Source organism: Cupriavidus sp. PB-02, from assembly GCF_058252315.1.
Window position 1 is genome coordinate 3,919,496 of the sequence record NZ_CM177694.1, and the last position, 12,798, is coordinate 3,932,293.

Below are 12,798 nucleotides of genomic sequence, written 5' to 3' on the forward strand. Positions count from 1 at the left end.
GGCTAACCGCCTGCGCGCATCGCACGCCCGATGGCCCCGGTACGCAGCGCAATCTTGGCCGCATCCTCACGCAACGCGCGCAGGCGGCGCTCCAGCACCGCGTTGGCCGGGCGGCCGGTGGAGCTGGAGGTAAGACCAGCCGCGTCGCTCGATTCGCCGGCCGCGGCCGCCTGCACCAGCCCTTCGGTACGGCGCTTGTCGGCCGAGTCGGCCAGGCGCGCGCGGCGCTCGGCAGCGGCGTCTTCGGCGGCTTCGGCAACTGCTCCTGGCTCGGCAGCGTCCGCTGCTGCTCCGCTTGCCCTTGCGTCCGCCTCCTCCGTCGTCGGGGCCGCCTGCCTACGCTCGCCCGGCGCTGCCCGATTGCGAATAAAGCCCGCACCTTTGCCACCGCCGCGGTCATCCGCATGCAGCCGGTCGACGGCCAGCTGCAGACTGTGGCTGGCTGCCTCGGTAGCTTGCTCGATCGCGGCCTCCGCAGCCGGAATATCGAGCTCGTCATAATGCTGCCGCACCTGGATGCGCGCCGCCGCCACGTGCGCCGCCACCAGGTAGTTCTGCACGATAAAGCGGTTCAGGTTGTCCACCGCGCGGTGCCGGCTCTTGGGCTCGTCCAGCATGCGCTGGAACGACGAGATCAGCGCCGACAGGTGGTCCATGAACTGCTTGCGCTGCACGCGGTAGGCAAAATCGTCCTTGGCCCGGCGCAGCAGCAGGTCGCGCGTGGCGGCGATATAGCGGCGGTTGGCCTGCAGCACGCCCTCCACCAGCTTGGGGATGGCGCGGTACTCCCAGCTCGGCAGCACAAAGCTGAACAGCGAGGCGATAATGCCGCCGATCACCGTATCGACCAGCCGCTCGCCCGCCACCGTCGGGCTGCCCGGCATCAGCAGGTTGATCTGGATCAGCACCTGGATGCACGCGGCAATCGCGGTATAGCGGTACTTGATGGTGACGAACGCGGCGCTGGCCACCAGCGCCAGGAACAGCACGCCCAGCAGCACCAGCGGCTGGTGCACCACCTTCAGGATCCCGACCGCGACCACGCAGCCGATCAGCGTGCCGATCACGCGGTCGTTGTAGCGCTGCTTGGTCATGCTGAAGTTGGGCTTCAGGATGACGATGATGGTCAGCAGGATCCAGTAGCTGTGCGAGACATAGGGAAGATGGTTGGTGATCCACAGCCCCAGCGCCACCGCCATCGAGATCCGCAGCGCGAAGCGGAATGCCGGCGAGCGCCAGTTCAGGTTCTCGCGCAGCACGCCGAATTCATACTTCTGGCGCGTCAGGAACGGCGTCATGTCGGAGCCCGGCAGCACCTTGGCCGGCTCCACCGGCGTGCGCGAGGCCTCGTGCAACTGGCCGATCAGCGTGATTGCACCGCGGATCATGTCCAGCGTCTCGGCCAGCGCGGTCATCGCCGCCGGGTTGATGTGGTGGTGGCGCAGCTGCGCGATCTCGGCCTCGACCGCGCGCAACCCCTCGCGGTACTCCACCGTGGGGTACGAGGGGCGGCCGCGCGTGACCTCGTAGGCGATCTCTTCCACGTCCTTGCACATCAGGATCACCAGCCCGCGCAGGTGGTCCAGCACCGGCGTGCCGGCGAAGGTCTGGCGCAGCAGCGGGTAGTCGGTGTTGGTCGACAGGATGTACTCGTACAGGTCCAGCATGCGCAGGTGCACCTGCACCAGCAGCCCGTCGTGCGGGGTGCGGTTGCCGCGCAGCACCAGGTCGCGCGCGGCCTGCTGGCGCTCCGCCACCACGATCTGCTGGCGCACCAGCTGGTTGAACTGCGCCTCGTAGTCGTTGCCGGCGTCGTAGAAGCCGGCCTTGATCTCGAGGTAGCCGGCCAGCTCGTAGAGCGATTCGGCCAGCACCTGCTGCCTGGTACGGCGCTCGGTGATCCAGCTCACCAGCATCGCATAGCCGAGATAGGCCACTGCGCCGATGCTGAACAGCGCCGCATGCACCAGCGCGCGCTCCACCACGAAGTCCTCGTTGATCGTGAGCGTCATCACGAACAGCGCCGAGAACTGCAGCGGCAGCGTCTTGTTGCCGTACACCGTCATCATGGCGGCCATGAAGGTCACCAGCACCAGCACGAACGGCATCACGCGCGGGAACGGCGTGGTCAGCGCCACCACCAGCGTCACCACGCTGCACAGCAGCACGCTCGCCAGCATCTCGTTGAACTTGTGGTTCAGCGGGCTGGGCAGATCCATCAGGCTGGTGCACAGCGCGCCCATCGACACCACCATGGCGGTGGGCAGGTCGGTGAACTGCAGCGCGATCAGCGTGGCACCGATCACACCGGTGGCCGAGCGCAGACCCCGGTAGACGTAGTGCGAATACAGGAAGGTGCGGGGATCGTGCGCGTATTGCATGCAGCGGGGGCGGTTGCCTGCGGTGGCGGGTATTGCGTCGGGGTGCTACGTCACTGGCCCAGCCAGCGCGAGCGTGCCGCGTGCCGACCGCTCTCCAGCTTCACCTTGAACTGCGCCGCCGGCTCGCGCGCCAGCGTCACCGGCAGCACCTGCAGCTCGTCGCGACGGAAAGCGTGCAGCTCGACCCGATCGCCAGTGCGGTAGCGCGCCAGCAGCTTGTCGATCTGGCCGGGCGCGACGCGCAGGCCGTCGATGCCCACCAGCAGGTCGCCGGCGGACAGGCCCGCGGCCTGCGCCGCGCCGCCGTCGAACACCTGCGCCACGCGCACCCAGCCCTCGTCGCTCTTGACCTTGATGCCCAGCGCCGCGGTGCGCGCCGGCTTCTGCGCCTCGGCCTTGATGCCGATCGCCTTGAACAGCGCCGGCAGCGGCAGCTCCCCGGTGCCTTCGGTCAGCGAACGCAGCAGCGCGCCCAGGCGCAGGCCGGTGACTTCATCGAACAGCGCATAGACCTCGGCCTCGGTGACGCCGCGCTGCACCGCGCCCGACGCATAGAAGCCGCGCCCGTAGCGGCGCCACAGCGCGCGCATGATGTCGTCCAGCGAACGGCGCCCGCGGGTCTTCTCGCGAATGGTCAGGTCCAGCGCCAGTGCCACCAGCGAACCCTTGGTGTAGTAGCTGACGATGGCGTTGGGCGCATTCTCGTCCTGGCGGTAGTACTTGGTCCAGGCGTCGAACGAGCTTTCGGCCACGCTCTGCTTGGTGCGGCCGTTGCCGCGCAGTACGCCGTTCCAGGTCTTGGCCAGCATCTCGACGTACTGCTCGTCGGTGATGCAGCCGGAGCGCACCAGCACCAGGTCGTCGTAGTAGCTGGTGAAGCCCTCGAACAGCCACAGCAGCGGAGTGTAGGTTTCCTCCACCAGCCGGTATGGCACGAACGCGGCCGGCTTGATGCGCTTGACGTTCCAGGTGTGGAAATACTCGTGGCTGCACAGCCCGAGGAAGGTGCGGTAGCCCTCGCTGGTTTCGCTGTCGCCGCGCACCGGCAGGTCATTGCGCGCGCACATCAGCGCGGTGCTGGCGCGGTGCTCCAGGCCGCCGTAGCCGTCGGTGGTGACCATCGTCATGAAGACGTAGCGGCGGTTGCTGTCGAGGAACGGCGCCTGCGCGGTCTTGGGCTCGAACAGCCGGATCTGCGTCTCGCAGATGCGCTTCAGGTCGCGGCATACGCGCTCGATATCGAGTTGCGGCACGCGGCCGGTGAAGACCACATCGTGCTGCGCGCCGCAGGCGCGGAAGGTGGCGAGCTGGAAGGTGCCCATCTCGACGGGGTGGTCGACCAGCTCGTCATAGTCGGCCACCTGGTAGCGGCCAAAGCCGTAGCGTTTGGCGCCCTCGCGCCCCGGCGCTTCCGGCATTGCGGTGGCGACGCGCCAGTTGCGGTAGGCCTCGCCCGCTGGCGCGTGGATATCGACGGTACATGGCCGCTCGGCCTGCCCTTCCACGCACAGGAATACCGAGCTGGCGTTGAAGAAGCCGTGCGTGCTGTCCAGGTGCGCGGCGCGCACCGACAGGTCCCAGGCATAGACCTCGTAGCTCAGTGTCAGCGGGCCGTCGGCAATGCTGACGGGCGCGGCCTGCCAGCTCTGCTTGTCGAGCTTGGTCAACTCGACTTCGCGGCCGCCCGCATCGGCGCGGATGCGCACGATATTGCGGGCGAAGTCGCGGATCATGTAGCTGCCCGGGATCCAGGCCGGTAGCGAGAAGCGCTGGCCGGCGGGATCGGGCTCGCTCACCGTGACGGTGACGGCAAAGAGATGGGCTTCAGGCTGAAGCGGGGCGATGGCGTAGCGGATCGGCGTCATGGGCAGGATTGTAACGTCGGCGCTTGCAGGCAACGCCGACGCTGTTAAGCAAGGCGGCGCCGATCAGGTGCGATTCACATCCACCACCACACGCCCGCGCATGCCGCCTTCGACGATCTTGCGGCCGGCTTCGATCGCATCGCCCAGGCCGATCTCGCGCGTGATCGCGTTCAGGCGATCCGGCTCGAGATCGCCGGCCAGCCGTTCCCATGCGCGCTCGCGCAGCGGCATCGCCGCCATCACGCTGTCGATGCCGTGCAGCGTGATGCCGCGCAGGATGAAGGGCGCCACCGAGGCCGGGAAGTCCAGGCCCTGCGCCAGCCCGCACGCCGTTACCACGCCGCCGTAGCGCACCTGGGCGCAGGCATTGACCAAGGTGTGCGAGCCGACTGAATCCACCACCGCGGCCCAGCGTTCCTTTTGCAGCGGCTTGCCGGGCGCCGACAGCTCGGCACGGTCGATCACCTCGTCGGCGCCGAGCGCCTTCAGGAAATCGGCCTCGCTGGTCTTGCCGGTCGACGCCACCACCTTGTAGCCGAGCTTGCTCAGCACCGAGATCGCCACCGAACCCACGCCGCCCGAAGCGCCGGTCACCAGCACCTCGCCGTCGCCCGGCCGCACCGGGCCGTTGACGCCGCCGCGCTCCAGCGCCAGCACAGACAGCATGGCGGTATAGCCCGCAGTGCCGATCGCCATGGCCTGGCGCGTGGTGAAGGCATCGGGCAGGCGCACCAGCCAGTCGCCCTTCAGGCGCGCGCGCTGTGCCAGGCAGCCCCAGTGCGTCTCGCCCACGCCATAGCCGTTGAGCACCACCTTGTCGCCGGCTTTCCAGCGCGGGTGCGAGGACTCCAGCACCGTGCCGGCGCCGTCGATGCCCGCCACCATCGGCCACTTGCGCACCACCGGTGAGCGGCCGGTGATGGCCAGCCCGTCCTTGAAGTTGATGGTGGAGTAGTCGATGGCGACCAGCACGTCGCCCTCGGCCGGCAGCTGCGCTTCTTCGAGCGTGGCGATATTCGCCTGCGTGGCGCCGTCGGTCTGGGTCAGCAGCAATGCCTGGAAGGTCATGGTGTCTCCTTGTCGCCTAGCGGCGATCGCTCGGGATGATGGGAAGGCGGAAAGCACAACGGCCGGACAAGCCGGCCGTCGATCGAGCCGGCGCAGGTCCGGCGCGGGGTTATTTCTTGATGCTGGCGAGCTTGCGTTCCAGCGTGGCGACGTCGGCCGCGCCCGGGATGCGCGTGCCGTCGGTGAAGAACACCGCCGGCGTGCCGGTCACGTTCATGCTGTGGCCCAGCGCCAGGTTTTCTTGCAGCGGCGTCTGGCAGCTGCCGTTGCCGGTCAGCGCCACCTGCTTGAGCATCCAGTCGCGCCATGCCTTGGTGCGGTCGGACGCGCACCAGACCTGCTTGGCCTTGGTTTCCGAATCCGGCGACAGCACCGGGTACAGGAAGGTGTACACGGTGATGTTGTCCATCTGCTGGAAGGTCTGCTCGATGCGCTTGCAGTAGCCACAGTTAGGATCCGAGAACACCGCGATCTGGCGGCTGCCGTCGCCCTTGGTCCACTTGATCGCGCGCGCCAGCGGCAGGTCGGACCACTTGATGCGGTTGATCTCCGCCATCCGCTCCTCGGTCAGGTTGGTGCCGGTGCGGGTGTCGATCAGCTCGCCGTTCAGGATGTAGCGGCCCGATGCGTCTGTATAGACCACCTGGCCGCCGATATTGGCCTCGAACAGGCCGGGCACCGGCGTCTTGCTCACGCTCTTCACTTCGGCGCGGCCGCCCAGCACCTTCTGCAGCGATTCCTTGATGCGGTCGGTGCCGGGTTCGCCCGCGGCCATGGCGTGCAGCGCAAAACCCGCCGCGGCCAGCCCGCCGGCAATGGCTGTGGTCCAGGCAGGGTGGCGACGCAGGAATTGGAACATGTGGACTCCAGAGTGTTCGGTAGAGAGATCGGGGCGCAGGTTTGACTTTCGTCAGCCTAGCGCGTGGCCGATCAGAAAGCGCTTGAGCAGCGACTGGCCGCCCACCGCGCGCATGCCGGTATTGCGCACCACGCGGGCCACGCCGCCGGGTAGTGAGAACAGGCGGTGCAGCCCGTCCGTGGCCGCCGTCAGTGACAACAGGTCCGTGGCGCGCGCGCGCTCGTAGCGGCGCAGCAGGCGCAGGTCGCCCTCGCTGCGGAAAGGTTCTTTGTCGGCCATCACGCGGCCAAGTTCCGCGACATCGCGCAGGCCCAGGTTCATGCCCTGGCCGGCGAGCGGATGCACCACGTGGGCGGCATCGCCCACCAGCGCCACGTGCGGCTGCACGAAGTGTTCGGCCCGCTGCAGCACCAGCGGAAAGCCCTGCGCCGGCGTCACGCAGCGCAGCGCGCCGAACTGCGCGCCAACCGCGCCGGTGGCGCCTTGCATTACCGTGGCGGCGAGCGCCTCCGGCGACAGTGCGAGCAGGTCGCGGGCATGGGCTTCGTCGGCCGACCAGACCATCGACACATGGTTGCCCGGCAACGGCAGCATCGCCAGCACTTCGCCGTTGGCGGGCTCCTCGTCGGCCATCAGCTTTTCCGGGGCGCCCAGGAACCACTGCCACGCGGTCTCATGGTGCGGGCGCTCGCAGGCAAAGTTGGCGACCACGCCGAGTTGCCGGTACTTGCGCGTCGTCACGCCGATATGGCACTGCTGGCGCAGCCAGGAGCGCGCGCCGTCGGCGCCGATCGCGCAGGCGGTGCGCAGCTTGGTCCCGTTGTCCAGCGTCAGCGTGACGCCGTCCGGATCGCGCTCGAATGCGGTGGCGGTGCCATCGTGCCAGGTCACCTGGTGCTGGAAGCCCAGCGCAGTGTCCAGCGCGCGCTCGACATGGCTGGATTCAATGATCCACGCCAGCTGCGGCACCGCGGCGGCATAGGCCGAGAAATGCAGGTCCCCGTCCAGGCTGGGCGTGGTCTCGGCGGCGCTGACGTCGCCGAACACGCGCATGTCGCGCACCGGCTGGATCCGCGCCGGGTCCAGCGCCTCCCACACGCGCATGCGCTCCAGCAGCGCCTGCGAACTGGCCGAGAAGGCATAGATGCGACTGTCCCAGTCGTCCGGCGCGGCCGCCGCGCGGCCGCTGGCCCTGGGCGGCTTCGGCGCGACCAGCGCCACGTCCATGCCCTGCTGGGCAAGCAACAGGGCGCAGGACTTGCCGACGATGCCGCCGCCGACGACGACAACCTGGAAAGCCAAGGCAGTTTGAGCGGAGGGGCGCGCTGCGGGGCGCGCGGACGCGTTGGATCGGGTCATGGCTGGATTATAGCCACGTCACTCCGGGCCTCGCCCTGCGCCGCGCAGCGCCGGTCAGGCCGGCCAACCCCGCCGATGGCGGGGCGCCCATCCGCTAGAATATGGGTTTTGCCATTTCCCGCCTGACACCATGAGCCTCCAATGCGGCATCGTCGGCCTGCCTAACGTCGGCAAGTCCACGCTGTTCAATGCCCTGACCAAGGCCGGCATCGCCGCCGAAAACTACCCGTTCTGCACGATCGAACCCAACGTGGGCGTGGTCGAAGTGCCGGATTCGAGGCTCGCCAAGCTGGCGGAGATCGTCAAACCCGAGCGCATCCTGCCGGCCACGGTCGAGTTCGTCGACATCGCCGGCCTGGTGGCGGGCGCCTCCAAGGGCGAAGGCCTGGGCAACCAGTTCCTCGCCAACATCCGTGAATGCGACGCCATCACCCACGTGGTGCGCTGCTTCGAGGATGACAACGTGATCCACGTGTCAGGCAGGGTGCATCCGCTGTCGGACATCGAAGTGATCAACACCGAACTCGCGCTGGCCGACCTCGCCACCGTGGAGAAGGCCCTGGCCCGCTACGTCAAGCCGGCCCGCGCCGGCGACAAGGAAGCCCAGCGCCTGGTCGCCGTGCTGGAAAAGGCGCAAGCCGTGCTTGACCAGGCCAAGGCCGTGCGCACGCTCGACCTGGCCCCGGAGGAGTGGGAGGCCATCCGCCCGTTCTGCCTGATCACCGCCAAGCCGACCATGTATGTGGCCAACGTGCGTGAAGACGGGTTCGAAAACAATCCACACCTGGACGCGGTGCGCGAGCACGCCAAGCAGACCGATTCGCCGGTGGTGGCGGTGTGTGCTGCCATCGAGGCCGAGATCGCTGATCTGGACGATGCTGATAAGGCCGAGTTCCTGGCGGACCTGGGCATGGAAGAACCCGGCCTGGACCGCGTGATTCGTGCGGGCTTCAAGCTGCTGGGGCTGCAAACCTACTTCACCGCTGGCGTGAAGGAAGTGCGCGCCTGGACGATCCATGTTGGCGACACGGCGCCCAAGGCAGCAGGCGTGATCCACACCGATTTTGAGCGCGGCTTCATTCGCGCCCAGACCATCGCCTACGACGACTACATTGCCTTCAAGGGCGAGACCGGCGCGAAGGAAGCCGGCAAGATGCGCGCCGAAGGCAAGGAGTACGTGGTGAAGGATGGGGATGTGATGAACTTCCTGTTCAACGTCTGATCTTCACCCGATCGCATGAAAAAGCCCGCAGCACTGCGGGCTTTTTCATTTTCAGTCTCCGGTGGGACGGCGTACCACTCACAATCTCTCCAGCCCCTTCCCCCGCAACCCCACCAGCAACGCCTGCCCATCCGCCCCCACGCGGAATTCCCCATACTCCGCCCGCGCAAAGCGCTCGCCCTGCCCCTCCTGGAAGAAATACGCGTCCGTCGACACCTGCACCTGCGTAGCGCCCCAGCGCGACCGGGCGATCTGGTAGCGAAGCAGCTGTTCCCCTGCCGCAAGCGCCTCGCCGTGATACACCCGCACGAAGCCGGCTACGCCCTGTGCATCGCGGCGGATCACCGCCACGCCGTCGCGTGGCGGTTGCTTGCCTTGCATCTGCACCGCGCGTATCTGGTTGCCGATATCAAAGTTCAGCGCCATGTAGTCGCCTTGCATCAGCGAGCGCGGGTCGACCGGGGCGAGCTTGAGGTAGACGGTGTCGCCACGCGCCAGCAGGCGTTCCTTGCCAGCGATGCCAACGGCGGCCAATGCCAGCGTCAGGGCCCAGGCAATTAATATCCATCGTTTCATGCGAACTCCCTGCCGGTGCGGCTGCGCATCAGCCAATAGCGGCCGGCCAGCAGCAGCACCCCAGCGGCGGCGAGCGTTGCGGATTTGGCCAGCAGCGTCCAGTGCAGCGACGTGTAGTACCAGACAAAGCCGATGGCGATGGTGGCGACACCCAGGCCGAGCCACGGCATCGACGCCCGGCGCAGCGCCAGGCCGAGCGCCAGCACGCCGGCCACGACCGCCGGCGCAGCCGCCATCAGCGCGCCGAAGGCCACCACGCCGACTAGCACGCCGCCCTGCATCGCGAGGGGGACCGCCAGCCGGCGGCATTCCGCCAGCGCAAATCCGGCCAGCACCAGCGTGGCCAGTCCGCCCGCGATCCAATGCGCCGCAGAAAGCCGCCCGGCTTCGGGGGCGGCGAGCCAGGCAAGCGGATGGCTCATCCCCGTCACCACCAAGGCGACGGCCAGCGCGAACAACAGCGTGGCATCGGCCAGCGGCTCCAGCAGGGTGTGCCGGCCCGCCGCGCACAGGCGCGCTTCGGCCAGCGTGAAACCGGTCGCCAGCGCACAGGCCACCGGCACCAGCCAGCCGAGCGACCACGTCAGCATCAGCCATTCATGCCGCGCGCCGCCGGACAGCACGATATGCACGGCGCCTGCGAGCCCGATCCATACGCCCAGCCCGGACAGCAGCCGATGCAGCCGGTTGGGCACCATCAAGGCCAGCAAAGCCTCGAACAGCGCCAGGCCCGCCCAGAAGCCGGCGGAATCCGCCACGCGCGTGAAGCTGAGCGCCTCGGCCACGCCGTAGACGGCCAGGCCCTGCCCACTCAGACTCACCGCCAGCGCAAACTGCCCGGCTGCAATGCCCCCGCGGCGCCAGTACAGTAGCGCGGCCAGCGCGATCATGGCGAGGCCCGTCACCACCATCGCAGCCGCGTTCTCGCGCGCGGCGACGAAGACCGTGCCGACCAGGAAGAGCTGGAAGAACAAGGCGCCGAGCCAGCCGGCCGCGCCCATCAGGCAGCGCACCGCCCAAGGCGTGTGGGTGTGCTGAGGCTGCTCGCCCTGCACTTCGCCGCGTGCGGCCAGTTCTTGCCAGAGCCGCCTTTCAGTCTGCAAAGCGGTGCTCATGCCTGCTCCAGTTGGGATCGATAGGCCCGCATCAGCCAGGCCGCCGCGCCGGCCGCGAGGCCGATGGTCACCAGCCCGAGCAGCAGGAAGGCGTCGAAGTCTGCCTTGCCTTCGAACAGCACCTTGCCGAGCGCGGCCACCGCCAGCACGATGCCGGTCAGGCAGGCCAGGCTCAGCACTACGATGTCGAAGACACGCTGGCGGTACCACCAGATCAGCGCGGCCAGCACCACCACGGCCAGCACAAACGATGCGCCATCGAAGCGGCTGCCCAGCAGGCTCGATAACCCCAGCCAGCCGGCATGCGTACATGCCAGCGCAGCCAGCATGCGGGCGCCGGTCTGGCCCCGGAAGCCCAGCGCCGGCGCCTTCGCGCACAGCAGATGCCACAACGCCATCTGCAGCAGCACCGCGCCCAGCAGCCACAGCGTGGCCGTGCGCACGAAGCGCGCATCGAACAGAAGCGCAAATATCCCATCCACGCCGAAGCGGATGCTGAAGTAGCGCAGCAGCGCCAGGTTGCCCACCACGATCACGAGCCACCAGTGCGGCGCCGCGCGCGCGGCCAGCGCCCACGGCACCGCCAGCAGCGCCCACAGTGCGAACAACTGCCAGGCATCGGCGCCAGTCTGGTAGGTCTGCCCGATCACGGCCAGCAGCACGCCGGCGACTACCTGCGCGCCGCCCAGCGCGGCCTGGCCCGCCTTGTCGCCGTCCGGGCGCAGCCAGGCGAAGCCGGCCAGCAGGCTGATGGCGGCGGCCAGCAGGGCGAATTTGGAGAACTTGTGGAGGTCCTGCCAGTTGAAGGCAAAGAAAACGATCAGGCCGGCGCACAGCAACGCCGTGCCCAGCGCCATCAAGGCCTGGTCGAGCCAGCGGCGCCAGTCGGCCGCGACCGGTTCGGTGCGCCCCCAGAGTCCGGCCACGCCCGCGGGGCCGAGCCGCCTCAGAGCACGCCAGTCGGCCAGTGCCCGGCGGATGGCGCGCCGTTCGCCGTTTGCCACGGTGGGTGTGACTTGCATGCTCGCCCTTGTGTACTGGGGATGTCGTGGGGACTTTAGCAAAGCGATGCCGGGACCGCACCTGTCCTGTGGGAGGGGGTCGCGGCGCACCAGGGGAGTCGCGCTTTGCCACGCTGCAACGGGCCGGTATGCTGTGTCTTTTCCTTCGCCACCCCGCTCCATGACCCTCGGAATCCTTGCCGCCATCCACGATGAAGTCGATGGCCTGGTGGCCGCCATGCGCCATGACGACAGCCGCGCCACGGTGCACACCATCGGCATGCGCGACTACTACGCCGGCCACCTGTACGGCCAGCCGTGCGTGCTGGTGCTGGCGCGCATGGGCAAGGTAGCGGCGTCGGCGACCACGGTCACGCTGATCCGCGAGTTCGGCGCAACCCAGATCGTCTTTACCGGGCTCGCGGGCGGCATCGCTGCACATACCGATGTGGGCGATATCGTCATCGCCGACCGCACCATCCAGCACGACCTGGACGCGCGACCGTTCTTTGGCCGCCATGAGGTGCCGCTGCTGGACCGCGCCGAGTTCCCGACCGACCCGGCGCTGACCGCCGAACTGCAAGCCGCCGCGGCGGACTTCCTGCGGCTGGACCTGCCGACCGAGGTGCCACACGATGTGCTGGAGCGCTTCGGGGTGGCGTCGCCGGCGTTGCACCGGGGCATGATCGCCAGCGGCGACCAGTTCATCGGCTCGCCGGCCGCGGTCGCGGAACTGCGCGAGCGCCTGCCCGGGCTGCTGGCGGTGGAGATGGAAGGCGCCGCGGTGGCGCAGGTTTGCCACGAATACGGCGTGCCTTATGCCGTGATGCGGACCATCTCGGACCGTGCCGACGACAGCGCGCATGTGGACTTCGCGGCATTCCTGAAGGATGTGGCAAGCCACTATTCCAGCGGCGTGCTGCGGCGCCTGCTGGCCGCAAGGGCGAAAGAGCAGACGTCGGGTGCTGCCTGACCGGGATCAAACAGCATGCAGATTGCGACCCGGCAGTCAGTTCTGTTTTTACCGTCCGCGCGGCCGGACCGCGCCCCAGAACCCAACCAGCAGCGCCGCGCCGGCAATCACCGCCAGCCAGCTGCTGAGCTGCCCGTCGATAAACAGATGCAGCGCCCGGCCGCCGTAGAAAGCGGCCGCCGCACCCGCCGCGCCCAGCACCAGCGCGGCCGGCAGCGTCACCACGCGCCCCGCCGGATGCAGCCGGCGCGCCGCCAGCCCCACCAGCAAACCCACGATCAAGGTGCCCAGCATCCCCATCTCCAGTGTTGTACGAATCACAGCCACAAGGGGCTGCGGCGTAACGATACTGCAATCGGCGGCCGCTGCCACGCGCTGA

The 12,798-nt window shown here is 68.4% G+C and carries 11 protein-coding genes; 2 read left to right on the top strand and 9 right to left on the bottom strand.

Going from position 1 to position 12,798, the window contains the following annotated elements; translation table 11 throughout:
- Window positions 1-2: 2 nt before the first annotated feature.
- From AC10V3_RS18385 to AC10V3_RS18405, 5 genes are all read right to left on the bottom strand, one after another.
- Window positions 3-2,381, bottom strand: coding sequence for an FUSC family protein (locus AC10V3_RS18385; protein WP_022536731.1), 2,379 nt, complete (start codon window positions 2,379-2,381; stop codon window positions 3-5).
- A 50-nt stretch (window positions 2,382-2,431) separates the two neighbouring features.
- Window positions 2,432-4,246, bottom strand: a complete 1,815-nt coding sequence (locus tag AC10V3_RS18390; RefSeq protein ID WP_022536732.1) for a M61 family metallopeptidase — start codon at window positions 4,244-4,246, stop codon at window positions 2,432-2,434.
- A gap of 63 nt (window positions 4,247-4,309) precedes the next feature.
- Window positions 4,310-5,314: an acrylyl-CoA reductase (NADPH) gene (acuI, locus tag AC10V3_RS18395; protein WP_022536733.1), complete on the bottom strand. Its 1,005-nt coding sequence runs from the start codon at window positions 5,312-5,314 to the stop codon at window positions 4,310-4,312.
- A gap of 109 nt (window positions 5,315-5,423) precedes the next feature.
- Window positions 5,424-6,173 (bottom strand): DsbC family protein, encoded by a 750-nt coding sequence (locus tag AC10V3_RS18400; protein WP_022536734.1) that lies wholly within the window; start codon window positions 6,171-6,173, stop codon window positions 5,424-5,426.
- Between the two features lie 51 nt (window positions 6,174-6,224).
- On the bottom strand, window positions 6,225-7,532 hold the full coding sequence (locus AC10V3_RS18405; RefSeq protein ID WP_022536735.1) for a UbiH/UbiF family hydroxylase: 1,308 nt from the start codon (window positions 7,530-7,532) through the stop codon (window positions 6,225-6,227).
- Between the two features lie 130 nt (window positions 7,533-7,662).
- Here AC10V3_RS18405 and ychF point away from each other — a divergent pair, with 130 nt between their 5' ends.
- On the top strand, window positions 7,663-8,754 hold the full coding sequence (gene ychF, locus AC10V3_RS18410; RefSeq protein WP_022536736.1) for a redox-regulated ATPase YchF: 1,092 nt from the start codon (window positions 7,663-7,665) through the stop codon (window positions 8,752-8,754).
- 78 nt (window positions 8,755-8,832) lie between these two features.
- Here the strand turns inward: ychF and AC10V3_RS18415 are convergent, their stop codons facing one another.
- From AC10V3_RS18415 to AC10V3_RS18425, 3 genes are read right to left on the bottom strand one after another with little or no spacing between them, the layout of a single operon-like run.
- Window positions 8,833-9,330 carry a GDYXXLXY domain-containing protein gene (locus AC10V3_RS18415; RefSeq protein ID WP_022536755.1) on the bottom strand — a complete coding sequence of 166 codons (498 nt, stop codon included), beginning with the start codon at window positions 9,328-9,330 and terminating at the stop codon, window positions 8,833-8,835.
- The gene (locus AC10V3_RS18420) at window positions 9,327-10,445 is read right to left on the bottom strand and encodes a DUF4401 domain-containing protein (RefSeq protein WP_022536756.1); all 1,119 of its coding nucleotides are present in this window, start codon (window positions 10,443-10,445) and stop codon (window positions 9,327-9,329) included. The genes AC10V3_RS18415 and AC10V3_RS18420 overlap by 4 nt, the downstream gene beginning before the upstream one ends.
- On the bottom strand, window positions 10,442-11,467 hold the full coding sequence (locus AC10V3_RS18425) for a DUF2157 domain-containing protein (RefSeq protein ID WP_022536757.1): 1,026 nt from the start codon (window positions 11,465-11,467) through the stop codon (window positions 10,442-10,444). The genes AC10V3_RS18420 and AC10V3_RS18425 overlap by 4 nt, the downstream gene beginning before the upstream one ends.
- 160 nt (window positions 11,468-11,627) lie before the next feature.
- Between AC10V3_RS18425 and AC10V3_RS18430 the strand changes: the two genes are divergently transcribed.
- Window positions 11,628-12,419, top strand: a complete 792-nt coding sequence (locus tag AC10V3_RS18430) for a 5'-methylthioadenosine/adenosylhomocysteine nucleosidase (RefSeq protein WP_022536758.1) — start codon at window positions 11,628-11,630, stop codon at window positions 12,417-12,419.
- Between the two features lie 48 nt (window positions 12,420-12,467).
- Here AC10V3_RS18430 and AC10V3_RS18435 read toward each other — a convergent pair whose 3' ends face one another.
- Window positions 12,468-12,713: a hypothetical protein gene (locus AC10V3_RS18435; protein ID WP_051369823.1), complete on the bottom strand. Its 246-nt coding sequence runs from the start codon at window positions 12,711-12,713 to the stop codon at window positions 12,468-12,470.
- Window positions 12,714-12,798 lie beyond the last annotated feature (85 nt).